This window comes from Actinocrinis sp. (assembly GCF_035605935.1).
Lineage (GTDB): Bacteria > Actinomycetota > Actinomycetes > Streptomycetales > Catenulisporaceae > Actinocrinis.
Genome location: NZ_DATNGK010000277.1, coordinates 48,169 through 73,130, shown reverse-complemented (window position 1 = coordinate 73,130; position 24,962 = coordinate 48,169). Strand labels below are relative to the sequence as shown.

20 protein-coding genes, 1 pseudogene and 1 riboswitch are annotated in these 24,962 nt (G+C 67.8%); of the genes and pseudogenes, 15 read left to right on the top strand and 6 right to left on the bottom strand.

Annotated features, from left to right (window positions below):
- Positions 1–344, bottom strand: a 344-nt coding sequence (locus VN779_RS22595) for an A24 family peptidase (protein WP_325726632.1), incomplete at its 3' end; no start/stop codon positions are given.
- A 129-nt stretch (positions 345–473) separates the two neighbouring features.
- Positions 474–3,395 (bottom strand): leucine--tRNA ligase, encoded by a 2,922-nt coding sequence (gene leuS / locus VN779_RS22590; RefSeq protein ID WP_325726630.1) that lies wholly within the window; start codon positions 3,393–3,395, stop codon positions 474–476.
- A gap of 397 nt (positions 3,396–3,792) precedes the next feature.
- Between leuS and VN779_RS22585 the strand changes: the two genes are divergently transcribed.
- The 5 genes from VN779_RS22585 to VN779_RS22565 all read left to right on the top strand — a co-directional run bounded on the left by VN779_RS22585 (position 3,793) and on the right by VN779_RS22565 (position 9,707).
- Positions 3,793–4,866, top strand: coding sequence for a hypothetical protein (locus VN779_RS22585; RefSeq protein ID WP_325726628.1), 1,074 nt, complete (start codon positions 3,793–3,795; stop codon positions 4,864–4,866).
- 425 nt (positions 4,867–5,291) lie between these two features.
- The gene (locus VN779_RS22580; RefSeq protein ID WP_325726626.1) at positions 5,292–6,167 is read left to right on the top strand and encodes a hypothetical protein; all 876 of its coding nucleotides are present in this window, start codon (positions 5,292–5,294) and stop codon (positions 6,165–6,167) included.
- 13 nt (positions 6,168–6,180) lie between these two features.
- Positions 6,181–6,924: a M50 family metallopeptidase gene (locus VN779_RS22575; protein ID WP_325726624.1), complete on the top strand. Its 744-nt coding sequence runs from the start codon at positions 6,181–6,183 to the stop codon at positions 6,922–6,924.
- Positions 6,925–7,140: 216 nt separating this feature from the next.
- The gene (locus VN779_RS22570; protein WP_325726622.1) at positions 7,141–8,529 is read left to right on the top strand and encodes a DUF6421 family protein; all 1,389 of its coding nucleotides are present in this window, start codon (positions 7,141–7,143) and stop codon (positions 8,527–8,529) included.
- 122 nt (positions 8,530–8,651) lie between these two features.
- Positions 8,652–9,707, top strand: a complete 1,056-nt coding sequence (locus tag VN779_RS22565; RefSeq protein ID WP_325726620.1) for a low specificity L-threonine aldolase — start codon at positions 8,652–8,654, stop codon at positions 9,705–9,707.
- A 223-nt stretch (positions 9,708–9,930) separates the two neighbouring features.
- On the opposite strand, the gene VN779_RS22560 is transcribed toward VN779_RS22565, so the two are convergent.
- The 3 genes from VN779_RS22560 to VN779_RS22550 all read right to left on the bottom strand — a co-directional run bounded on the left by VN779_RS22560 (position 9,931) and on the right by VN779_RS22550 (position 13,015).
- Entirely contained in the window at positions 9,931–12,324 is a 2,394-nt protein-coding gene (locus VN779_RS22560) for a heavy metal translocating P-type ATPase (protein ID WP_349260899.1), read from the bottom strand.
- Between the two features lie 145 nt (positions 12,325–12,469).
- Positions 12,470–12,697, bottom strand: a complete 228-nt coding sequence (locus VN779_RS22555; RefSeq protein WP_325726616.1) for a heavy-metal-associated domain-containing protein — start codon at positions 12,695–12,697, stop codon at positions 12,470–12,472.
- 30 nt (positions 12,698–12,727) lie between these two features.
- Positions 12,728–13,015, bottom strand: coding sequence for a metal-sensitive transcriptional regulator (locus VN779_RS22550; RefSeq protein ID WP_325726614.1), 288 nt, complete (start codon positions 13,013–13,015; stop codon positions 12,728–12,730).
- A gap of 141 nt (positions 13,016–13,156) precedes the next feature.
- Between VN779_RS22550 and VN779_RS22545 the strand changes: the two genes are divergently transcribed.
- Together VN779_RS22545 and VN779_RS22540 are read left to right on the top strand one after the other, a co-directional pair.
- Positions 13,157–13,711, top strand: a complete 555-nt coding sequence (locus tag VN779_RS22545) for a histidine phosphatase family protein (RefSeq protein ID WP_325726611.1) — start codon at positions 13,157–13,159, stop codon at positions 13,709–13,711.
- A complete protein-coding gene (locus VN779_RS22540; protein WP_325726607.1) occupies positions 13,711–14,550 on the top strand; it encodes an aminotransferase class IV in 840 nt (279 codons plus the stop codon). Before VN779_RS22545 ends, VN779_RS22540 begins: the two co-directional genes overlap by 1 nt.
- Here VN779_RS22540 and VN779_RS22535 read toward each other — a convergent pair.
- Positions 14,526–15,941, bottom strand: coding sequence for an MFS transporter (locus tag VN779_RS22535; protein ID WP_325726605.1), 1,416 nt, complete (start codon positions 15,939–15,941; stop codon positions 14,526–14,528). The genes VN779_RS22540 and VN779_RS22535 overlap by 25 nt on opposite strands.
- A 469-nt stretch (positions 15,942–16,410) precedes the next feature.
- Here VN779_RS22535 and pstS point away from each other — a divergent pair, with 469 nt between their 5' ends.
- The 8 genes and pseudogenes from pstS (at position 16,411) to VN779_RS22500 (ending at position 24,908) form a co-directional block, all read left to right on the top strand.
- Positions 16,411–17,544, top strand: a complete 1,134-nt coding sequence (gene pstS, locus VN779_RS22530) for a phosphate ABC transporter substrate-binding protein PstS (protein ID WP_325726603.1) — start codon at positions 16,411–16,413, stop codon at positions 17,542–17,544.
- Positions 17,545–17,734: 190 nt separating this feature from the next.
- Positions 17,735–18,730: pseudogene (pstC, locus tag VN779_RS26715) on the top strand (phosphate ABC transporter permease subunit PstC); the annotation flags it as partial.
- 63 nt (positions 18,731–18,793) lie between these two features.
- Entirely contained in the window at positions 18,794–19,774 is a 981-nt protein-coding gene (gene pstA, locus VN779_RS26710; RefSeq protein ID WP_414639738.1) for a phosphate ABC transporter permease PstA, read from the top strand.
- Positions 19,775–19,779: 5 nt separating this feature from the next.
- Positions 19,780–20,181 (top strand): response regulator transcription factor, encoded by a 402-nt coding sequence (locus tag VN779_RS22520; protein ID WP_325726598.1) that lies wholly within the window; start codon positions 19,780–19,782, stop codon positions 20,179–20,181.
- 43 nt (positions 20,182–20,224) lie between these two features.
- The gene (gene pstB, locus VN779_RS22515) at positions 20,225–21,016 is read left to right on the top strand and encodes a phosphate ABC transporter ATP-binding protein PstB (RefSeq protein WP_325726596.1); all 792 of its coding nucleotides are present in this window, start codon (positions 20,225–20,227) and stop codon (positions 21,014–21,016) included.
- 99 nt (positions 21,017–21,115) lie between these two features.
- Positions 21,116–21,664: a MarR family winged helix-turn-helix transcriptional regulator gene (locus VN779_RS22510; RefSeq protein WP_325726593.1), complete on the top strand. Its 549-nt coding sequence runs from the start codon at positions 21,116–21,118 to the stop codon at positions 21,662–21,664.
- Between the two features lie 35 nt (positions 21,665–21,699).
- The gene (locus VN779_RS22505) at positions 21,700–22,515 is read left to right on the top strand and encodes a GNAT family N-acetyltransferase (RefSeq protein ID WP_325726591.1); all 816 of its coding nucleotides are present in this window, start codon (positions 21,700–21,702) and stop codon (positions 22,513–22,515) included.
- Positions 22,516–22,845: 330 nt separating this feature from the next.
- A riboswitch (cyclic di-AMP (ydaO/yuaA leader) is annotated at positions 22,846–23,040 on the top strand.
- A gap of 302 nt (positions 23,041–23,342) precedes the next feature.
- Positions 23,343–24,908, top strand: a complete 1,566-nt coding sequence (locus VN779_RS22500) for a DUF4082 domain-containing protein (RefSeq protein WP_325726589.1) — start codon at positions 23,343–23,345, stop codon at positions 24,906–24,908.
- Positions 24,909–24,962: the final 54 nt, after the last annotated feature.

Here is a 24,962-nt window from a genome sequence, read left to right as displayed (position 1 = left end):
AGCCAGCCGAGGTAGAGGCCGATGACGCCGGCCAGTTTCACGTCGCCGTAGCCCATCGGTCCGAACATCGCGATGGCGTAGAAGACGCCGAACAGCACGGCCATCGCAACGAGCGCCGTGACGAGGTGCGTTACCGCACTGCTGTCGTGCGTAAGTACCGTGATCAGGCCGAAGCCCGCGAGTCCGATGCCGTAGAGCGGGAAGACGAGGCGGTTCGGCAGCAGTTTGGTGCGTGCATCGATGATCGCGAGCGCGAGGCTTCCCGCGGCGAAGAGTGCGTACACGACGATGCTGACCGCGAGGGCGGCCCCGGTCAGGCTTAGGTTCGCGTACGCGTGCGTCACTTCGGTGACTCTAGCGTCCGCGATCCGTCACTCCCGGAGAACTGCACAAGTTGTGGAAAAGTGGAAACGCCCCGGACGGGATGGGATTCCAGTCCGGGGCGTTCACCTGCGATGGCTTGCGGCAGCGACCTACGCCGGGACGACGTTCACCAGCTTCGGCGCGCGCACGATCACCGTTCGCACGCCGCGGCCGTCCAGCGCGCGCTGCACGCCGTCCGACGCCAGGGCCAGCTCGCGCAGCGCGTCCTCGGTGATGTCCGGCGAAACCTGCAGCTTGTCGCGCAGCTTGCCGGCGACTTGGACCACGCAGGTGACCTCGTCCGCGACCAGGTACTGCGGGTCGGCCACCGGGAACGGCGTGTACGCCACCGTGCCCTCGTTGCCCAGCTTGTCCCACAGCTCCTCGGCCAGGTGCGGCGCGATCGGCGCGACCATCACCACCAGCGGCTCCGCCACGCTCCGCGGCACCTGCGGCAGCTTGGTCAGGTGGTTGTTCAACACGATCAGCTTCGCGATGGCCGTGTTGAAGCGCAGGTTGTTCAGGTCCTCGCGCACACCCGCGATCGCCGTGTGCAGCGCGCGCAGGGTCGGCAGGTCCGGCTCGACGTCGGCGACCTGGACCGTGCCGGTCTGCTCGTCGACGATGTTGCGCCAAACCCGCTGCAGGAAGCGGAACGAACCCGCGACCGCCTTCGTCTCCCAGGGCCTTGACACTTCCAGCGGGCCCATCGACATCTCGTAGACGCGCAGCGTGTCGGCGCCATAGGTGTCGCAGAACTCGTCCGGGGTCACCGAGTTCTTCAGCGACTTGCCCATCTTGCCGTACTCGCGGTTCACCTTCTGGCCACGGAAGTAGTAGACGCCGCCGACGTCCTCTACCTCCTCGGCCGGTACGTATACGCCGCGGTCATCCGTGTACGCGTAGGCCTGGATGTAGCCCTGGTTGAACAACTTACGGAAAGGCTCGGCCGACGATACATGCCCCAGGTCGTACAGCACCTTGTGCCAGAACCGGGAGTACAGCAGGTGCAGCACCGCGTGCTCCGCACCGCCGACGTACAGGTCGACGCCGCCGACGTCCTCTGCGTTACGCGGCCCCATCCAGTACCGCTCGACGTCGACGCCGACGAACCGGTCCTCGTTGGTCGGGTCCAGGTAACGCAGCGGGTACCAGCAGGACCCAGCCCACTGCGGCATCGTGTTGGTCTCGCGGCGGTACCTGCGCACGCCCCGGCCGTCGCCCAGGTCCAGCTGGACCTCGACCCACTCGCTCGCGCGGGCCAGCGGCGGCGCGGGCTCGGAATGCGCGTCGTCGGGATCGAAGGACTGCGGCGCGGAGTCGGCGATCTCCGGCAGCTCCAGCGGCAGCATGTGGTCCGGCAGCGCGATCGCGTGCGTCGGGTCTTCGGCGTCGTACACGATCGGGAACGGCTCGCCCCAGTAACGCTGCCGGGAGAACAGCCAGTCGCGCAGCCGGTAGGTGACCGTGCCGGTGCCGTAGCCCTTCTCCTCCAGCCAGGCGATGATCCGCTTCTTCGCCTCGACGACCACCAGGCCGTCCAGCGAGACCTCCGCGTTGGCCGAGTTGACCGACTGCGCCTCGTAGGAGTCGAACGCCTCGGTCCACTCGTCAATGTCCTGCGACAGGCCGGCGCCGGGCGAGACCACGATCCGCATCGGCAGGTCGAACGCCCGGGCGAACTCGAAGTCGCGCTGGTCGTGCGCGGGGACCGCCATGATCGCGCCGGTGCCGTAACCCCACAGCACGTAGTCCGCGACGAACACCGGTACGCGCTCGCCGTTGACCGGGTTGATCGCATAGGCGCCGGTGAACACGCCGGTCTTCTGCCGGCCCTCGGTCTGCCGCTCGACCTCGGTTTTCGCGGCGGCCTGCGCCTTGTACGCGGTGACGGCCTCGATTGGCGTGTCGTGTCGCTCGGCGCCCCGCCACGCATCCCTTGTGTCTTCGGGCCACGTGGCCGGCACGATCCGGTCGACCAGCGGGTGCTCGGGAGCCAGCACCATGTATGTCGCGCCGAACAGCGTGTCGGGCCTGGTGGTGAAGACCTCGATCTCGCCGGTGGACGCCACGCCGGGCTCTGCCACACCGGCTTGGGCGGCCGCCGCGATCGGGAACCGCACCCGCGCGCCCTCGGACCGGCCGATCCAGTTGCGCTGCATCAGCTTGATCGGCTCTGGCCAGTCCAGCCGGTCCAGGTCGTCCAGCAGCCGGTCGCCGTACGCGGTGATGCGCATCATCCACTGGCGCAGATTGCGCTTGAACACCGGGTAGTTGCCGCGCTCGGAGCGGCCGTCCGCGGTGACCTCCTCGTTGGCCAGCACGGTGCCCAGACCGGGGCACCAGTTGACCGGCGCCTCGGAGATATAGGCCAGCCGGTAACCGTCGATCACGTCGGCGCGCTCTGGCGGCGTCAGGTCCGACCACGCGCGGCCGTCCGGCGTGGCGCGGGCGCCCGCCTCGAACTGGGCGGTCAGCTCACTGATCGGCCGGGCCCGGCGCGCGTCGCGGTCGTACCAGGAGTTGAAGATCTGCAGGAAGATCCACTGGGTCCAGCGGTAGAAGGACACGTCGGTGGTCGCCACGCCGCGCCGCTTGTCGTGCGCCAGGCCGATCCGGTTGATCTGGGCCCGGTAGCGCTCGATGTTCTTCTCCGTGGTGACCCGCGGGTGTGTGCCGGTCTGCACCGCGTACTGCTCGGCCGGCAGCCCGAAGGCGTCGAAGCCCATCGCGTGCAGCACGTTGTAGCCCAGCATCCGCTGGTAGCGCCCGTATACGTCGGTGGCGATGAAGCCCAGCGGGTGACCGACGTGCAGGCCGGAGCCCGACGGGTACGGGAACATGTCCAGGACGAAGTACTTCTTGACGGGCACCGGGGTGTCCGTGGCCAGCGGCCCGGACGGGTTCGGCGCTTCGAACGTGCCGTGCTGTGCCCAGTACGCCTGCCAGCGCGCCTCGATCTCGCCCGCCATCGCCGCGGTGTATCGGAAGGCGGGCTCGTCCGAAGCGGGCGGCTTGGTGCTCTCGCTCATGAGGTCCCCTCGGGGTGTCTGTCCGTCGACTACCGGTTCGAATGGCGCTAGAAATGCGAAAACCCCTCGCGCAGGAGGGGTCGCCACGCTGAGGAGCCCGGGATCGGGACTCTTTCGCTCTCAGCGCGGCCCGGTAAGGAGCAGGCGTACTGCGTGCACGGGACCAGGGTACCACCGTGACCGGCCACGTCTCGTCGAGAAAGCCGCCCGGTCGGCGGTGTTTTAGTTGGCACCGCGTTTTTGCTGACACCGGGGTTTTGGCTGGCACCGCTGTTTTGGTTGACACCGTGTCGTTATCGGGGTGAGAGCACGGACGGCTTACGGAAGGTGACCATCATGCGGTAGCGTCCGGGCGACTACCGGTGTGTCCCCAACACCCATCCCAGGTAGAGGACCAGTGGACGCTCCCCAGTTACCCGGCGCCGAGTCGTCGGCACCTGCGGTCGGCGGGCAACCGCCCGGCCAGGCTTCCGCGTTCCGTCGCGCTCTCGACGCGCAGGTCGAGCCGCCTGACCCCGGTATGGCTCTCGTTCCCGCCGGCGCGCATGATCTAACCCGCCCGATCGACGTCAAAGCCCTGCGAGAGGCGCTGACCGGGGAACTTTCCGGGCCGACTAAGCTGGCTGAGACTCCCCCGATGCTGCCCGCGGTTCCGGTCTCGCCGCCCTCGCCGACCGGGCCGGCCGTCGTCGTTCCGACTGTCTCAGTACCCGATCTGCGTGGGCCGACCACGATCGCCACACCGGCCCCGAAGTCGGTCAGGGCGCACGGCGCGAGCGACGGCCGGGATGTAGCACCGGCCCCGCCACCCTCCGGACACGAGCAAGAGCAGGAGCAGGATCACGATCACTCGCCGCGGCACAGTGGCGGCAGCGGCAAACCGTCCCGGTTGCCGACGACTATCGGGATCTCGGTGCTGTTGGGCGCGATCGCCGCGACCGCGCTGGTGCTGATCGACGGGGGCCGCTCCAGCGGGCCGTTGGCGCCCACCGCGATGCCTACCAAGTCGGCTGCGATCGGCAAGGCTTCCCAGCACCCGGTTCCGGTGACACCATCGCACCGGCCGAGCCCCTCGACCGCGCCGAGCCACTCCCCAAGTCACAGCCCGAGCCCATCGGCCAGCGCCGCGAAGCCGCCTACCAGTGCGAACGCGGTCGCAAGTTTCACGACGATCGAGTGGACGAACAGCTATCAGCCTTTGGTCGCCGATATCCAGAGCAGGCTGACGAAGCTGCGGTATCTGTCGCTGAGCCGGGACACCTCGCAGTACAACCTCACCGAGCGGACGATGAACTCCATCGGCAACCGGTGGTGGCACCCGACCGACAACGTCGGCCTTTACCAGAACGCGACCGGCTCGGCGATTCGCGCTTTCAAATTCGACTACCTACAACACGACCAGGGCCAGCCTCCGCTCGACGGCGGCTGCGACACCGCTACCTATCAGGCTCTTGTCAACGCCACCAGCTGATCATCGGCGCTGGCGCGAGCTGACGCGAACCCTCGAGGTCGTCTGCTGATCACCGTCGCTCGCGAAGCACGGCACTGATCGAAAACGCCCTTTTTTCGCGCCCGGAAATGATCGCCTAAAAGATCATCCGCCGTGTTCTACGTTCGCAACATGAAATCTTTACGAAAACCGTACCGCTCAAGGCCGCCATGTCCCACCATGGACGCACGTCAGACAGGAGGGGGAGGAGTTCACTCGTGAGCCGCGTCGGGGGGCAGCTTGCGACCGGATTGCGGCGCGCACCTGACCGCTTACATCTTTTCCACATCGATTCTGTCGGCGTTCTGCGCTGCGCCGTCCAAGATGGCGCGATATGGACCGGTGTTGCGCTGCCTCAAGCAGACGGGCTTCCCTTCGGCACCGATCTGCACCCTCCCGGCGCTCTGATGACGGGTTATCAGGCTCGGGGTGCGCAGCTCGACGTGTTCGCCGTCGACCGCGACGGCATGCTGCGTGTCTATCTCACGCCTGGGGGACGCGCGTGGGAAGCCGACGTCGTGCCGGAAGCCGTAGGTATCCCGCCCGGCGCGTGCATCGCCACGGGATATCAGAGTGGCGGTTCCGTGCTCGACGTGTTCGTGGTCGGGCGTTCCGGCGAGCCGCTGATCTTTCAGGGGACTGACGACGGTCGCTGGTATCAGCGGCTGGTTCCGCTGGACACGCCGTTGCCGCACGGAGCGAACCTGTCGACGGGATATCAGAACAACGGCACGAAGCTGACCTTGTTCGCGATCGACGGCGCCGGCCAGGTGCAGGCGGTTTCGGAGACCGCGGACGGCCTGTGGGACGTCGAATCGCCCAGCGCGCAGCTGGTGCAGGACTTCGAGCTGCCGCCGGGCGCGCCGCTGGCTACCGGCTATCCAGGCGGCGGAGGTGAGCTGACCCTGTTCACCGTGGACGTGCAGGGTCGTCTTTGTGCGTTCCGGCGGGAACGATTCGGCTGGGATGTGCAGGTTCTGCCGGGAGCAGGGCTGCATGCGCCATCGGCCCTGGCCACCGGTTATCAGAACGGCGGTCGTCAGCTGCTCGTATTCGTCGTCGATGAAAACGGCCGGCTGCGCCAATACGCACAGGAGTCTGACGGTATGTGGTCGGTCGGCGTAGTACCGAACGGTGTGGGTCTCCCGCCTGGCGCTGCGCTCGCGACGGGTTACCGCGCGGGGGCGAACGAGCTCGACGTGTTCGTACTCGCCGAGTTCTCCGCGCCGCCTATCTATTACACGGCTCAGGATGGTGGCTGGACCGGACCGTATCGGATCTAGCATCCTTGCCGACATGGCCGTGTCGAATCTCAGCGCGTTGTGGCATGAGATCAACGCTGCGCAGCCCGCTGCGCCGCGTTGGTTAGTGCTCAGCGCGGCGTCGTTGGCGTTGGCGACCGTCGCGTACCGACCGGCCTGGCGGCTGGCCCGCAATGCGGTGACGATCGCGCACGAGGGCGGGCACGCGGTCGCCGCGCTGCTCACCGGCCGCAGACTCACCGGAATCCGGTTACACGCGGACACTTCGGGTGTCACCGTCTCATATGGGAAGCCGTACGGCTTCGGCATGGTCCTGACGGCGTTGTCCGGCTACATCGCGCCCTCCCTCTTCGGGCTCGGCGGCGCGGCGCTGCTTGGCCGCGGACATATCACGGCGCTGCTGTGGGTGTGTGTCGGACTGCTCGCGCTCATGCTGCTGATGCTGCGTAACTTCTTCGGGTTGCTCTCGGTCGTCGTCACCGGCGCGCTGGCCTTCGTCGTGTCCTGGTACGCCGACCCGAAGGTGCAGGCAGGCTTCGCGTATCTGGCGGTCTGGTTCCTGTTGCTCGGCGGGGTGCGCCCCGTCTTCGAGCTGCAGTGGCAGCGGCGCGGCGGCCGTGCTCCGGACTCGGACGCGGACCAGCTCGGCAAGCTGACCAAGCTTCCGGCGGGGTTGTGGGTGTTCCTGTTCGTGGTCGTCGCGCTGGGCTCCGTCGTTCTCGGCGGGCACTGGCTGCTACCGACCGCCTTCCACACCGGGACCGCCGCGGCCCGTTAGGCGCCCCCAGTCGCGCTCGATCAACCGCTGACCAACAGCTGCTCGACAATCACCCCCGACGGGCCAATCACCTCCGGACGTACGGCTCCCAGCTGGGCACTTCCAGCGGGGCAGTTCCGGCTGCCCACCTCAGCTCTTGCACTCAATCGCACCATCAGCGAGAATTCTTACAAGATCTCAGCGGTTCTGACGTAAATTCTTCTGATGGAGCGGGCTATGACGGAGATAGGTGTGATCCTCGACAAACCGGCCGGACGGCCCGCCGAGTCGGGGGCGCAGCGGCATCCGGCATGGCAGCGACTCGTCGCCGCGGTGCAGGAGATCCGGCCGCTGCAGGCCAAGGACGGCTCGATCGATGCCGCTACGCACGACCTCGCAGACGCACGAGCCGCAGTGGGCGCGCTACTAGAGGCGCTTGACGCGCTCGCGCCGCTGTTCCCGCACGATGCCGAGTACCACGCTGCCCTGCGCGCCGATTTCGCGCGGTGGGCGGACGGCGGCTTCGGCGTGCCGGACTTCCTCGATTCGCTGCTCGCCTTCCGACCCGAGCGGCAGCGGATCGACGGGCTGGAGCACCTCGTCGTGTTCCCGATGTACACGCAGAACGGAAACCCGGACCGCAACATCGAGGCCGTGCTGCTGCGTGTGGTGTGGCCCGATTGGCTCGCCGAGCTGGAGCACAGTCGGTACGACAACCCGATGTTCGTGCCGGTCGCCTTCACTGCCTTCACCGCCGGCTATGACACCAACTCGGCCGTGCTGTTCCCGGAAACCGTCGCGGTGCGGGAGGTGCCCGTCTACACCTGGGGCGCGATCTTCTGCGACCGCGAGTCCGCCCGTTTCCGCGTGGTGACCAAGGCCGCCGCCGAGACCGTCCGGCTGGAACTGCCCGCCGAGGCCGCCGAACTGGTCGCCTCGCAGGCGAAGGCGCAGGACGCGTTTGTCCTGTGGGACATGATCCACGACCGTACCCACAGCCACGGCGACCTGCCGTTCGACCCGTTCATGATCAAGCAGCGGATGCCTTACTGGCTGTACTCACTGGAAGAGTTGCGCTGCGACCTGACCACCTTCCGCGAGGCGGTCCGACTTGAGGCCGAAGGTCTTGAGCAGGCCCGCGCGGTGCAGCACGCGATCCTGTTCGACCGGCTGTTCCGCTTCCCGATCACCGGCAACCGGGTCCGCAACTATGACGGGCTCGGTGGGCAGTTGCTCTTTGCGTACCTGCACAAGAACGATGTGCTGCGCTGGACCGATAACCGACTGACGATCGACTGGCAGCGGGTGGCTCCGACGGTGATCGCCCTGTGCGAGCGGGTCGAGAAGCTGTATCGCGATGGCATCGACCGGCCGAAGACCGCGCACTGGATCGCGGCTTATGAACTGGTCGCCGAATACGTGACGCCGAACCCGGCCTCGGCTTGGGCGCGCGGCCTTAGCCAGCCGTGGGTCGAGGCACTGCCGCTGGACGGCCCGCCAAAGGAGCTGGTCAACCGGGTGCTGCCGGACGAGTTCCCGCTCAGCATGTTCTACGAGGCACTGGAGAAGAAGCTGCGCGGCGTCGTGGCCTCCACGAAGGGGATCACCGGCGAGCAGGCGGCCTAGCGACTGAGCAGCAGGCAGCAGGCAAGGTACGCGCGGACAATAGGCTCACCAGGATCACTGGTGTCACCGCGCCATCAGTGAAAAACCAGGCAGCGAACGGCCGAGAACAGCGAGCGGATCTGATGACGGTACAGCGACGACACGACCCGGACTCCCGCGGTTTCGCCAGCGACAACTACGCCGGCGTGCACCCGGAGATCCTCGACGCGCTCGCCGTCGCCAACGGCGGCCATCAGGTCAGCTACGGCGAGGACGCATACACCGAGCACCTGCAGGAAGTGTTCCGGCGGCACTTCGGCGAGCAGGCGACGGCGTATCCAGTGTTCAACGGCACCGGCGCCAATGTCGTCGGGCTCCAGGCGATGACCGAGCGCTGGGAGTCGGTCGTCTGCGCCGAGACTGCGCACATCAACGTGGACGAGTGCGGCGCGCCGGAGAAAGTGGCCGGTCTCAAGCTGCTGACGCTGCCCACTCCGGACGGCAAGCTGACGCCGGAGCTGATCGCACGGCACGCCTGGGGGTGGGGCGATGAGCATCGCGCGCAGCCACGGATCGTCTCGATCGCACAGACGACGGAGCTCGGCACCTGCTACTCGCCTGAGCAAATCGCGGCGATCTGCGAGCAGGCGCACGGGCATGGGATGAAAGTGCACGTCGACGGCGCCCGCCTGGCCAACGCTGCGGCGACGCTGGATCTGCCGCTGCGTGCGTTCACCACGGACGTCGGCGTCGACGTGCTCTCCTTCGGCGGCACAAAGAACGGCATGCTGCTCGGCGAGGCGATCGTCGTGCTGAACCCGGACGCGGTGCGCGGCATGCAGTTCCTGCGTAAGGCGGCGATGCAGCTGGCCTCGAAGATGCGCTTCGTTTCGGTGCAGTTCGAGGCGCTGCTCGGCGGGGATCTGTGGCTGCGCAACGCGAAGCACGCGAACGCGATGGCGCGCCGGCTGGCGGATGAGGTCCGCGACGTGCCGGGCGTGCGGATCACGCAGGAGGTGCAGGCGAACGCGGTGTTCGCGATCCTGCCGCGGGATGTGACCGAGCGGCTGCAGAAGCGGTTCCGGTTCTACACGTGGAACGAGCAGACCGGCGAGGTGCGCTGGATGGCGTCGTTCGACACGACCGAGGCGGACATCGACGCGTTCGGCGCGGCGGTGGCGGAGGAATTGTCCAGCTGAGCGGGACAACTGGCGCGGCTTCGGATACGAGTGTCCAGCTGAGCGGGACACGAGGAACTGTCGGCTGTCCAGTTCAGCGAGACAACCATCCCGACCACTTGTCCCGCTGAACGGGACACCTGACCCGGCACCACGACACTGTCCCGCTGAACGGGACAACCATCCCGACCACTTGTCCCGCTGAACGGGACAACCGCCGCTGCCACGATCACACTCGCCATCTTCAGCTGAATCGGCGCAATCGCAGGCTGTTCGAAACCACGAAGACCGAAGAGCCCGCCATCGCCGCGCCCGCGATCAGCGGACCGAGCAACCCAGCCGCGGCCAGCGGCAGCGCGGCGACGTTGTAGGCGAAAGCCCAGAACAGATTCCCCTTGATCGTGGCCAGAGTCCTACGCGACAGCCGAATCGCGTCGGGAAGGCCGCGCGGATCGCCGCCGACCAGAGTCAGGTCCGCGGCCTCGATCGCCGCGTCCGCACCGGTGCCCATCGCCAGGCCAAGATCGGCTTGCGCGAGCGCGGCGGCATCGTTGACTCCGTCGCCGACCATCGCGACCGTGCGGCCCTCCGCTTGCAGTCGCTTTACGTGTTCCGCCTTCTCCGCCGGCAAGACCTCGGCGATCACGTCGCCGTCGTCGATGCCGACCTGTTCGGCGATGCGGCGCGCTGCCCGCGCATTGTCGCCGGTGAGCAAAATCGGCCTAAGCCCAAGGGCGCGCAGCCGGGCCACAGCTTCGGCGGATCCGGGCTTGACTACGTCACCGACAACGAGGATCGCCCTCGTTGCGCCGTTCCAAGCCACTGCGACGGCGGTCGCTCCCTCGGCCTCGGCGACGACGCGCGCTTCGTCCAGGTCCGCAGGAAGCGTGATGCCGCGCTCAATCAGCAGCCGAGGGCGTCCGACCAGCACGTCGCGACCATCGACGAGCCCTTCGACACCCAGTCCGTCCGTATTCGAGAACTGATCGACTCGCGGCAGCGCAGCTACGCCAAGGAAATCGGCCGCAGCCTTCGCGACCGCGCGCGCAATTGGGTGCTCCGAAGCCGATTCGACGGCACCGGCAAGGCGCAACACCTGCGCCTCGTCTGGAACCCGCGCCTCGTCTGGAACCCGCGCCTCGTCTGGGACCTGCCCCCCACGTGGGACCTGCGCCTCGCCATCACTAACTGACGCAAGAACGATGCGCAGCAGCGTCATCTCTCCGGTCGTCACAGTCCCGGTCTTGTCGAGCACGATCGTGTCGACGCGCCTGGTGGACTCCAGCACCTCCGGGCCCTTGATCAGGATGCCGAGTTGCGCGCCACGGCCCGTGCCGACCAGCAGCGCGGTGGGCGTGGCGAGACCGAGGGCGCAAGGACAGGCGATGATCAGCACAGCGACACCGGACGTGAAGGCGCGCGCGGCGCCCTCGCCCGCGAGCAGCCAGCCAACGAGCGTCGCGACCGCCAGCACAATCACGATTGGGACGAAGACTGCTGATACCCGGTCGGCGAGCCGCTGGACGGCCGCCTTTCCGGTCTGCGCCTCCACCACCAGTCGCGCGATCTGCGCCAGCTGCGTCTCGGCGCCGATCCGCGTCGCACGCGCCACAATCCGGCCACCCGCGTTAACCGTCGCACCGGTCACCGCGTCGCCAGGGCCGACCTCGACGGGCACGGACTCGCCGGTCAGCAGGCTGGCGTCGATCGCGCAACGACCCTCAACGACCACGCCGTCCGTCGCGACCTTCTCTCCCGGCCGCACCACGAACAGATCGCCGCGCGCCAACTGTCCGATCGGGATGCGGATCTCGCGGTCGTCGCGCAGTACGGCGACGTCCTTCGCGCCGAGGTGCAGCAGTGCCCTGAGTGCCGCTCCGGAACGTCGCTTCGCCCGCGCCTCGAAGTAGCGGCCGGCGAGGATGAACACGATCACCACCGAAGCCACTTCGAGGTAGATCGCGTCGGTCCCGGAACCACTCGCGATCAGCTCGAAGGGCATCCGCATGCCGGGCTGCCCGGCGTCACCGAAGAAGAGCGCGTACAGCGACCACGTAAACGCGGCGAGGGTGCCGAGTGAGATCAGCGTGTCCATCGTCGCCGCGCCGTGGCGCAGGTTTGTGATCGCGGCGCGGTGGAACGGCCAGCCGCCCCACGCCACGACTGGGGCGGCGAGCGTAAGCGAGAGCCACTGCCAATTGCGGAACTGGAGCGCCGGAACCATCGCCATCAGCAGAACCGGGAGCGCCAGAGCCGCGGAAATCGTCAGCCGGCGCAGGAGTGCCGCGGCGGCTTGGACGACCAAATCAGTGGGCTGATCGCTTGTCGATTCCGCAGCTCCGGACTGCTCCAGCGCGACGGCATCAGCGGCTTCAGCGGCTTCAGCGGCATGAGGGGCGTCAGCGGCGAGACGCGGAGCGGGCACAGTCGCCCGATATCCGGCGGCTTCCACTACTGCGACAAGGTCCTGCGGGCTCAGCGCTCGCGGGTACTCGACGCTGGCTTGCTCGGTGGCGTAGTTCACCGTCGCGGTCACGCCGTCGAGCCGATTGAGCTTTCGCTCGATCCGCGTCGCGCAGGACGCACAAGTCATACCAGTGATGTCGAGTGCAACCCGCGCGATCGCGGGCTCGGTCACCGCTGTTTTCGCTGCCGCCGTCTCGCCGAACACCTTCGCGCCGAACACCTTCGCGCCGGACGCCGTCTCGGTCGCTGCCGTCTTTGCTACCACTGTCTTAGTCGCCGCCCTGTCGCTCGCCACGCTCTCCGCCGCCGCCTGCCGGTCAGGAAACGAGCTGGTATCCGGCCTCGTCCACAGCCGCCTGAACTTCGGCGACCGGCAGCGGACGGGAACTGGTCACGGTGACGCGGCCGGAGGCCAGGTCCACATCCACATCGCTCACTCCGTCGACCGCGCCGACTTCCTCCGTCACCGAGGCGACGCAGTGCCCGCACGTCATGCCGCTCACGGTGTAGTCGGTGACGATGTTCTTCTCGGTCTCAGTGCTCATCAGTTTGCTCTGCTCCTCTAATCCTCTAACTCACGAACGAACCAGCCGCGCGATGGCGTCGGCGGCCTCTTTCACCTTGGCGTCAGCGGTTTCTCCGCCCTGAGCCACCGCATCCGCGACGCAATGCGCGAGATGCTCCTCAAGCAGGCCGATCGCCACCGACTGCAGCGCCTTGGTAGCCGCGGAGACCTGGGTGAGGATGTCGATGCAGTAACTGTCCTCGTCGACCATCCGTTGCAAACCACGGACCTGGCCTTCTATCCGGCGCAGCCGCTTGAGGTAGTCCTGCTTGTGCGCGGTGTACCCGTGTCCCTCCATAACGTCAGCATACCCCTGCCGGGTATATGCGCATACCCCTCCCCCGTATTTCGCCTCGCGACGCGCTCACGGCCCACCCTCGCCGCACCCTCACCGCACCCTCGGAATGCCGGGCTTGACTCGCTCTGCAAAGCTGTACGGGTGACCGCACCCGTCACCACCAGGTACCTGATCGTTCTGCGACACGCGAAGGCCGCCTGGCCGGACGTCGAAGACCGGCAACGACCGCTCGCCGAGCGCGGACGGCGTGACGCCCCAGCCGCGGGCCGATGGCTGCGCGAGGCCGGGCGGCGGCTCGACGCCTTCGCGATCGATCGGGTCGTGTGCTCTCCGGCCCGGCGCACCCGCGAGACCTGGGAGTTGGTCGCCAAGGAACTCGACGGCCCACCGACGCCGGTTTACGACGGCAGAATTTACGCCGCGACCACTTCGACGCTGCTCACGGTGGTGCGCGAGACTCCGGCGCGGGTCCGCGGACTACTACTGGTCGGCCACAATCCCGGTATGCAGCACCTCGCGGTAACTCTCGCCGACACGGAGTCCGGCGAACCGCTTGCCCGCGCCCGCGAAAAGTACCCGACCTCTGGTCTTTCAGTGTTCAGCGTGCCGGGCGACTGGTCGGACCTGGCGCCCGGCGGCGCGCTGCTGACCGAGTTCGCGATCCCGCGCGGCGACGGCGCGAATGAGGGTGACTGATGCCCCCGCTGCCTGCGCGCCTTGAACTCAACGGCCACGCGGCGATCACCGGCCTGGAGCTTTTTCCCGCGCTCGGCGGCTACGGCCACTTCACGGCGATGCAGGTCCGCGGGGGCAGGGTGCGTGGCCTGGACTTCCACCTCGCCCGGCTCGACGCGGCGACCAGGGAACTGTTCGGGGTCGAATTGAGCGGCGAGCGCATCCTCGCCCACCTGCGACACGCGCTCGGGGACGACAGTGGTGAAAATGACGACCGCGACGGAACCACCCGAGACGCCTCCGTTCGAATCAACGTGTTCAGCCCCGACGGATCTGCCGAACCTCCGGCGGGCGTCGAGCCCGAGATCAGTGTTCTGCTGACCGTACGGCCGCCTTACGAGATGCCGGCCGGGCCGCTGACCCTGTGCTCCGTTCCTTATCAGCGGCCTTTTGCTCACATCAAGCATGTCGGCGGCTTTGCGCAGGGCCACTACATCAAGCTGGTCGAGCGGCGTGGTTTCGACGAGCCCTTACTCGTTGGCGAAGGCGGGCTGATCGCGGAGGGGGCGATCACGAACGTCGGATTCATCCAAGGCGACGCGGTCGTCTGGCCGCAGGCGCCCATGCTGCTCGGCATCGGCATGCAGGTCTTGCAGCGAGAGCTGTCGGCGGCTGACGTGCCGCAACACCATCGTCGCGTGCTCCTGGACGACCTCGCCGCGTTCGACGGCGCCTTCGTGACGAACTCGCGCGGCATCGCGACCGTGCGCCGCATCGACGAACTCGACATTCCGCTCGACGCTCCGCTGCTCGCTCACGTTCTCGACCGTTGCGCTCAGGCGCCCTGGGATGCCATCTGACTCCGGGCATCACTGGCTGCTGTCACGATGAGCACTGCCGTCGCAATCAGCGCGAGCAGAGCCGCCGCCGCGCCGCCAGAATGCGAACCCTGATGCAGGCTCAGCGTCACCAGCGCCACGCCGAGCGCGGTCCCGAGGGCACGAGCCATGTTCACCAGGCCGCCGCCTGTCGCCTCGGTGCCGCGCGGGATCGCCGCCATGATCAGGGCATTGTTCGCCGGTGCGAATACGCCGAGACCCAGGCCCAGCAAGGCCAGCAACACCGCGAGCACTGCCGCGAAATCCGATCCGGCGACGGACAGCGCGAACATCGCGAGCACCGCAAGCAACGCGCCGAGCGCGAGCGCCGCACCAGCCAGCGCACGTCGGCGATCGGTCCAGCCGCGCGGCAGGATCCGATCGGCTGCCAGCGCGGTGACGGCGAATCCAGCCGGCAGCGCGGTGAGTACGAGCCCTGCCAAGGCGAGCGAATCCCCACGCGCCGTGAGTACTGCCGGCACGAGCACCAGCGGGCCGAAGAGGACCAGGTAGCCGCCAAGTGCGCCCGCGAGACCGAGGGCAGTGCCACGCGTGCGCAACAACACCGGATTCACCAGCGGACTGGCGGCGTGCGACAGACGCCTCGCGAACGCCAGGCTCGCCGTTACCGCAATCACGAACAACGCGGCTGCCTCCACCACCGACAGTTCGAGCCCTGACGCGGCCGAAATCGCCAGCAGCAGCGCCGTGCTTGACACCGCGAGCAGCGCGAAACCTGGCCAGTCAAAGCGGTCCACCGCTGTGCGGTTCCGCGTCCTCGGCAGAAAGAAGTTGCCCGCGATCAGCGCTACGACCCCCACCGGCACGTTCAACAGGAACACCCAGCGCCAGCCCAGACCGGTCACGATCACCGCGCCGAGTGTCGGTCCGAGCGCCAGACCGACCGCTTGGGCACCGGCCTGGACACCCAAAGCGGCACGCAACCGCCCGCGCGGAGCGCTGGTCGCCACCAACGCGACGCTGTTGGCTTGCAGCGCAGCCGCGCCGATCGCCTGCACGAGCCGGAAGCCGATCAGGGCGCTGAGCGTCGGCGCCAGTCCGCAGGCCGCCGAAGCGAGCGTGAACACGAGAAAGCCGTACAGGTAGAACAGCTTGCGGCCGTGCGCGTCGGCAAGCCGCCCGGCCGGAACGAGCAGCGCTATCAGCGTCAGTAGATACCCGAGCGACACCCACTCGACGGCAGCGGCCGGAGCGTGGAACCGCTCCTCAAGCGCCGGATACGTCAGCACCGCGATCGACGCGTCGAGCTGCCCCATGAATGCGCCGAGGCACACGGCAGCGATCGCGAGCCACCACCCCCGGCGCGACTGCCGGATGCGCGCCGGGCGCGGCCGTTCGATGAGCAGCGCCATAACCTCAAGGCTACCAAGCTATTCGGTTACCGAAGTAATTTGAGGTGACGCTTCGGTGAACTGAACGGGACGCGGGAGACGGCGCAAGGGCAGGAACACGGGACGCGGGACACGACAGCGGCGGTAGAGCGGCCGACAGGACGCGGCCGCGGCCGCAGCCACAGCCACAGCCGTGGCAAATGTGACCAACCTCCGATGACCACCGTGTCCTTTTGGTGAACAACCTCTCGGCGGCTCCGCTACAATGCGATCTTCCCGCAGGTCAGCGCATAGACCGCCGCCCTGAACCGGCACCGTGGCGCATCCGCCCAAAAGTCCCGCACTGTATACCCGGCGTTCACCTTGCCCGGCTCATCGATTCACCTCACGTCCCTACGTTCGCAGACGTCAGCACGAAACAGGCTCATGACGACCGGATAGCCGCCCCCTCGGGGAGACGGATCCGGCTTCGAACGGAAGGGACTTCCCCGTGAAGCTCCAGCGGTACGTCGCCGTCGCGGGCGCCGGCCTCATCGCCACCGCCACGCTCGCCGCGTGCGGGTCCAACAACAATGGCCCGGCGGCGAGCGGCTCCTCGTCCAGCGCCGGCGCCAGCAGCTCGGCCTCGTCGGCCTCGGGCATCTCCTGCGGCAGCGGCACCCTGACGCTGGCCGGGTCGAGCGCGCAGAAGAACGCGATCGACAAGTTCACCAAGGATTACCAGGCCGCCTGCTCGGGCGCGACGATCAACTACAACCCGAGCGGTTCCGGCGCGGGCGTGACCTCCTTCGAGCAGAAGCAGGTCGACTTCGCCGGCTCCGACTTCCCGCTCTCCGGCGCCGACGTGGCCAAGGCCGACGCGCGCTGCACCGGCGGCAAGGCCGTGGACCTGCCGATGGTGCCCGGCGCCATCGCGGTCATGTACAACGTCTCCGGCGTGACCGCCCCGCTGAACCTGTCCGCGCAGACCCTGGCGAAGATCTTCACCGGCAAGATCACCACCTGGAGCGACCCGGCGATCGCCAAGGACAACTCCGGCGTGACCCTGCCGAGCACGAAGATCACCACCTTCCACCGCTCGGACAAGTCCGGCACCTCGTTCAACTTCTCCAACTACCTGAACCAGACCGACGCGGCCGACTTCCCGTCGAAGGCCAACAAGCAGTGGCCGGCCAGCAGCGGCCAGGGCCAGAACGGCTCCTCGGGCGTCGCCCAGGCGGTCAAGTCCACCTCCGGCGGCATCGGCTACGCCGAGCTGTCCTACGCCAGCGCGAACAACCTGCAGACCGCGAAGGTCGGCAACGCGCAGGGCCAGTTCGTCGAGGCCAGCACCGCCAACGCCTCCGCGTTCATCGCCAAGGCGAAGGTGAACCAGACCGGCAACGACATCCAGCTGGCCTTCGACTACACCTACTCGGACCCGAACTCGTACCCGGCCGTCCTGGTCACCTACGAGATCGCGTGCGACAAGGGCAACGACGCGACGCAGCTGCCGCTGATCAAGGGCTTCCTGAGCTACATGTCCAGCACCACCGCGCAGGCGGAGCTGCCGACGGCCGGCTACGTCAGCCTGCCGGCCAACATCCAGAGCCTGGTCGCCACCGCGGTCGGCAACCTGGGCTAGTGCCCGGCGCTGTGTCCCGCTCAGCGGGACACAGCACACTGATAAACCCGAAGGCTGCCGCCGCGACCTGCTTCCCGCGGCGGCAGCCAAGCCCCTTCCCGAGCAAGTTCCCTCTCCCGCATCGAACCGCACCGTCAGGAGAACGATGAGCGGCGAGCCGCCGGCCGTGACCGACTCCGGCCCCTCACATCTGAGCGATCAACGGCTCGGCGAGGCCGAGTACCTCTCGACCGCGCCTCCCGGCGAGCCGCGCCACTCCCGCCGCGGTCCCGGCGCCGGGCTCACCGGCCACTCCCGCCGCGGCGACGGCCTGTTCGCCGGCGGCGCACGCGGCAGCGCGTGGTTCCTGGTGGTGCTGATGGGCGCGATCGTGGCGTTCCTGATCACCCAGGCGGTTCACGCGATCAGCGCGGACTCGGTCAACTTCCTGACCGCCTTCGAGTGGAACCCGGATGACGACCCGTCGGTCTGGGGCGTGGCCCTGGTCGCCTGGGGCACCCTGATCACGTCGCTGTTCGCGCTGGCGATCGGCGGCCCGATCGCGGTCGGCACGGCGCTGTTCATCAGCCAGTACGCCCCGCGCAGGCTCTCGCAAGCACTCGGCTACGTCGTAGACCTGCTCGCCGCCGTGCCCTCGGTCGTCTATGGCCTGTGGGGCATCATCTTCCTGGTCCCGCACATGGGCGGCGTCTCGCAGATCGTCTCCGACGTGCTCGGCTGGATCCCGATCTTCCACTACGACGGGGCGCCCGCGCCGCGCTCGGTGTTCGCGGCCGGCGTGGTGCTGGCCATCATGATCCTGCCGATCGTGGCCGCGATCTCCCGCGAGGTGTTCCTGCAGACCCCGCGCGAGAACATCGAGGCCGCATACGCGCTCGGCGCGACCAAGTGGGAGATGATCCGGCTCGCCGTGCTGCCCTACGGCCGCTCCGGAGTGATCAGCGCGATCGTGCTCGGCTTCGGCCGGGCGCTGGGCGAGACCATCGCGGTGGCCATGGTGCTCTCCCAGACCAACGGCTTCTTCACCCGGTTCCTCGAGCCCGGCGGCAACACCATCGCGGCGAATATCGCGGTGCAGTTCAAGAACGCCTTCGATGTCGGCCGCGGCGCGCTGATCGCCTCCGGCCTCGTGCTGTTCGTGATGACCCTGGTGGTCAACTACCTGGCCAGGCGGATCGCGCAGCGGGGCGTCATCAAGGACGACGCCGGCGACACCGCGCCCACCGCCGCGCAGGCTCCCGAGGTCGCGGTGGCCGCGGCCGCGGCCGGGACGAACGCGAGCCCGGTGGACAACTTCCGCCGCAGCCCGTTCCACCGCACGATCGACCCGAACGACGCGCACCAGGACCCTGGATTCACGGACAGGCCGCTCAACTCCGTCGCCCCCCGCCGCCGCCTGGCTAACCTGTTCGCCAGCAGCGGGGTCACCGTCGCGTTCCTCCTCGCGGTACTGCCGCTGGCCTCGATCCTGGTGCTGGTGATCAGCAACGGCGCCAAGGACTTCGGCGGCAACTTCATCTACCACTCGATGCGCAACATCGCCGAGTCCGACTCCGGCGGCGGCGCGTACCACGCCATCCTCGGCACGCTGGAGCAGGCCGGCCTGGCCGCGCTCATCGCGGTACCGATCGGCGTGATGGTCGCGATCTACTTGGTGGAGTACGGCCGCGGGTGGCTTTCCCGGTCGGTGACCTTCATCGTGGACGTGATGATGGGCCTGCCGTCGATCGTCGCGGGCCTGTTCATCCTGTCCCTGTGGATCCTCGCCTTCGGCTTCAAGAGCTCCGGCTTCGCGGGTTCGCTGGCGCTGACGATCCTGATGCTGCCTCTGGTGATCCGCTCCAGCGAGGAAATGCTCAAGCTGGTGCCCCACTCGCTGCGTGAAGCCTCATACGCACTCGGCGTGCCCAAGTGGCGCACGGTGCTGCGAGTAGTGGTGCCGACCGCGCTACCCGGCATCGTCACCGGCATCATGCTCGGCATCGCCCGCATCATGGGCGAGACGGCGCCGGTGCTGCTGGTGGTCGGGTTCACCTCGTCGATCAACCAGAACCCGTTCAGCGGCGCGCAAGGCTCGCTGCCGGCGTTCATCTTCAACGAGGCGACTCAGCCGTACCAGCCCGCGGTCGACCGGGCCTGGGCCGGAGCGCTGACCCTGATCCTGATCATCATGATCCTCAACCTCGCCGCGCGACTGCTGGCCTGGTGGAAGAAGCCCGGGCGGGTCTGATTCCGATGACGACTCGCTCGCACACACAGACCGGCACAGCGCGCCATGACGCGCACGCGTACGCATACGTCGCGGTGAGCCCGCAGACCCTCGGGCGGCTACGGCTGCTCACGGTCGGGCCGGTCGAGCTGAACCTCGACGGCATGGCGGTGCGGGTCGCCGGGCGCAGCGTCCACATGGCGCCCAAAGAGTTCGAGCTGCTCGCCGTCCTCATGGAGAACGCCGGCCGGCTGCTGACCCGCAGGCAGCTGCTCGACACGGTCTGGGGCGAGGGCTACCCGGACCGCAACAAGACGCTCGACGTGCACATCCGGCGGCTGCGCCGGCACCTGGAGATCGACCCGGACGCCTACGCCAGGATGCGCACCGTGCGCGGCCTGGGTTACGTGTTCGACATCGCGGACTAGCGGACAGACACACCGGAACCGGAACGAGAAGGAAGAAACTCAGATGGCGAAGCGGATCGACGTCTCCGGGATGTCCGCGTACTACGGCGGGTTCAGGGCGATCGACGACATCAGCCTGACGGTCGAGCCGCGCACGGTGACCGCGTTCATCGGCCCGTCCGGCTGCGGCAAGTCGACGGTGCTGCGCACGCTGAACCGGATGCACGAGGTGATTCCGGGCGCGCGGGTCGAGGGCAAGGTGCTGCTCGACGACGTGGACCTGTACGGCCCGGCGATCGACCCGGTCGCGGTGCGCCGCACGGTCGGCATGGTGTTCCAGCGGCCGAACCCGTTCCCCACCATGTCGATCTACGACAACGTGGCGGCCGGGCTGCGTCTCAATGGCCTGAAGGCTGCGTCAAAAAAGCGGGGGGGCGACCTCGACGACCTGGTCGAGCACTCGCTGCGCGGCGCGAACCTCTGGGAAGAGGTCAAGGACCGGCTGAACAAGCCGGGTGCGGGCCTCTCCGGCGGTCAGCAGCAGCGTCTGTGCATCGCGCGGGCCATCGCGGTCTCGCCTGACGTCCTGCTGATGGACGAGCCGTGCTCCGCGCTCGACCCGATCTCAACGCTCGCGATCGAGGACCTGATCGCTCAGCTCAAGGCCGAGTTCACCATCGTGATCGTCACGCACAACATGCAGCAGGCGGCGCGGGTCTCCGACCGCACGGCCTTTTTCAACATCGCCGGGACCGGCCAGCCTGGCAAGCTGATCGAGATCGACGACACCGCGCGGATCTTCGCCAACCCGGCGCAGCGGGCCACCGAGGACTACATCACCGGCCGCTTCGGCTAAACACGACCGTCCCGAACCGGGCCCGCGCGTGCGGGCCCGCGCGGTCCGCGGTTCGGTCGGTCTACGCGGTTCGAACGACGGTACCGGTACAGTGGCTGCGTGACCGGGAGTGGCGCGGCGAAGGCCGACGAAGCAAACGCCACGGCACCCGTGTCCGAGTCGTCACCCGTCGCGTCGACATCGGTTCCTGCCGACGCCTACGCGCTCACCGACGTCGTCGCACGGCTGCGTCGGGTGCTGCGCGCCAGCATCCGCGCCGACTACCCGTGGGAGTCGCTGCCCATGGCGCAGGTCGAACTGCTCCAGTCGCTGGCCGAGTCGGCGCCGGCCCGAGTCGGTGACCTGGCCACGAGGCTGCGGCTCGCCCCCTCCACCGTCAGCGGCCTGATCAGCCAGATGATGACCGCCGGGCTGGTGGAACGCGGCACCGATCCGGCCGACCGGCGGGTCGCGGTAGTGGAGCTGAGCGAACACGGCCGCCGTCAACTGGCCGACTGGCACGCCGCGCACCGCGAGCGGATCGCGGTCGCGCTCGGCGAACTCGGCCCGCAGGAGCGCGCCGCGATCGACGCCGCACTGCCTGCCCTCTCGCAACTGGTGGACCGGCTTGCGCAGCAGCGTCGCGAGTCCCCCAGCAACGGCCGATAATCAAATCGGTTGCGGGCCTGCTTACGCTCCATCATGTGACTGATACCGCCGCGCTGCTCGCCGCATACGACGAGAACACCCGTGCCCGCATCCATGAGCCGCGCCCCGCGGGGCTCACCTTTGAGTGGGACGGCACGTTGCTGCGCACGATCGGTATGCATCGGGGCTTCGTCGAGACACCGCGGGATGCGGGTGTGCGCGGCGCCGAACTCGACGCGCTGATCGCCCGCCAGCGCGACTACTTCGCGGCGCGCGGCGAGGCCGTGGAGTGGAAGACGCGCGGGCACGACCTGCCGGAAGACCTGACCGAGCGACTGCGGGCGGCCGGCTTCGAGCCGGAAGACTCAGAGACGGTGGTGATCGGCGAGGCCGCGGCGCTCGCGACCGAGCCCGTGCTGCCCGAGGGAGTGATGCTGCGTCACGTCACCGAAGGTGAGGGCCTGGCTGACGATCTGCGCCGGATCGCGAAGACACACGGCACCGTGTGGGGCGAGGACCACGGCTACCTCATCGACGATCTGTCCCGCCGGATCACTACGGGCGGGGACGACTTCGCGGTGTTCGTCGCCGAGGCTGAGACCCCGTCTGGCCCCGAGGTGGTGTGCGCGGCGTGGCTGGCCCTACGGGAGGGCGAGGACTTCGCAGGGCTCTGGGGCGGTTCGACGCTCGCCGAGTGGCGCGGGCGCGGAATCTACCGGGCGATGGTCGCCCGCCGAGCGCAAATGGCGGCGCAGCGTGGCGTGAAGTATCTCCAAGTGGACGCGTCCGAAAACAGCCGGCCCATTCTGCAGCGACTGGGACTGCACGCAGTGACCACGACAACGCCCTACGTGTGGACGCCAGTGCGGTAAAGGGAACTGACGCCTCCTCAATTCCGGCGCGGCACCAACTACCCGCGGTGAATTCGCCGTCACATTCGTGGCCACGTGTCGTTTTTTGAGCCACATTCAGCCACCTGATCATGGCGTTCTGCGAGCAAATCGGTAGTAACGAGTCGGGAAACTCACAAAGTTGCCCGAAGGTAGTGACACGGCGCGGCGCGACCTCATATGGTCGAGCCCGTGCGCACGGCTAGCGCTGTCGAAGACGGCACCGGCGCACCCGCCGAGTCCACGCGTGACGCGGCGGACCACCTGCCCGCACGGCAGCCTTTGGACCTTTGAGGAACCGTGCCCGGGCGTATTCGTGGTCCGGCGCGTAGTGGAGCCGGGGACCCACCTGTCGTCTTAGGATGACGTCCCTGGGGTGAATCGGTGCACCGTGCTCGGTTGCCGTCGTGCGTAAGTCGCTGCGGCAATTCGTGCCCGCACCGTAGGGCGTACCACTCCCCCGCCCGAACCCGTCAGCTAACCCGGTAGGCGGCCGGAGGAGAGGCACGGCACGACTTATGGGTGCACATTTAATACCCTCGATCGCTGACCCACCTGGCGACAGCTTCCACTGACGAATATTCCAGCCGCCTTGTCGGCGGCTGTGGACGCATCGGGTTACGGCCGCGCAGGTCACCGAGCCGGTAAACGCCGCGAAACACATCCTGGCCGCTCGGTTCTCGCGCGCCCGAATTCAATCTGACGCCCTATCAAACGCTTCGGCGCACGGTCGCCGCGGCGAGTTTCCGCCTGGCCGTCGTGCGCCGCGTTGTCTACGGCGCGACTGCCAACCCTTGAAGGACAAGTTTGTGAAGAAAGCTGCCTTACTTTCGACTGTTCTCGCGTCGCTCGTCGCGGTTCTGGGATTCTTCTTAAGCTGGAACGCCTCCGCCGCGCCCAGCGCGCAGAGCCTGTGGCCAAGCAACGTCCCCGCGAACGCCGACGCGTCGGACTCCAACAGCGTCAATGTCGGCCTGAAGTTCCATTCCACGGTGCCGGGCCAGATCACCGGGGTCCGCTTCTACAAGGGCGCGACCAACACCGGCACGCACGTCGGGTCGCTGTGGTCGGCCTCGGGCAAACTGCTGGAGAGCGTGACCTTCACGAACGAGACGGCGACGGGCTGGCAGGACGCCAATTTCGCGACACCGATCAACATCAGCGCGTCCACCACCTACGACATCTCCTACCTGGCCCCGCACGGCCACTACGCCTACGACTACAACTACTTCGCAATGGCGCATCAGAACGGAGATCTGGTCGCTGAGCAGGCGCAGTCGCCGAACGGCAACGGCATTTACGCGTACTCCGCTGCGACGAGCTATCCGGCGACCGCGTCGAGCCGGTCGACCAACTACTGGGTCGATGTGCTGTTCCAGCCGTCGACCACCTCGGCTACGTCAACTCCGACGCCGGCCGTGACGTCGAGCAGCGCGGCGCCGTCGCCGAGCAACACCTCGTCGGCCGCGCCTTCCGCCAGTTCGACGACGCCCTCCGCCGTCACGAGCTCGACGCCCGCGACACGCACGACCACCTCAACCGGCGGCTACGTCCAACCTGGCAGTGTCGGCTACCTCGGGAGCACCTCCGCCCTGACGGTCTACCAGCCCGGCGGCGCGGCACCGAGCGGTTGTTCCTGGCTGTCCTACGGCCTGCGGTGCGACCAGACTGACCTGACTCTCGATCACGTGTGGATCAAGGGCAGCGTTTACTGGACCGGCACCGGCAACCTGACGATCTCTCAATCGATCGTTCAAGGCGGGACCGGCACCGCGTGGTACGCGATCCTCGGGCATCCCGCGAACTCGGGGACACTCAACTCGACGATCAAGGTGACCGACTCCACGGTGGGTTGGCTGCCCGGCAAGACAATGCCGTCCGGCGAGGATGTGGCCCCGATCTGGTCGGCCTACGGGAACCAGGCGCAGGTAGCCATCCGCGACGACCTGTCCGGCATGCCTCAGGGCATTGATCCCACCGCCAACTCGGTCATCCAGGACAACTGGATCCACGGCCTGGTGCAGACCGGAACCGCCAGCGCCCCCACGCACCTGGACGGCATCTTCAGCCAGGGTGGCGGCAACATCAAGATCGACGGCAACTACGTGGACGTCCCGGTGCGCAGCGACACCACGGCCGCGATCTTCATCCAGGACCGTGGATCCACGGACACCGGCATCTCGATCACCAACAACTACCTCAACGGCGGCGCCTTCACCTTGCGCAACCAGACCGGTATCAACGTTGACGTCGAGAACAACACGTTCGCGAGCAGCGTGTGGGGATCGGTCGGGGACCTCTCCGGCTACCCGGGTACGTACGGAACCTGGGTCGGCAATGTGGATCTCAACCGAACTCTCATCGCCAAGCCGTAGCCGGTCCGCCGGTTAGCGATATCCCTCGACGGTGATGTTCCTGGAGGCCGGTGC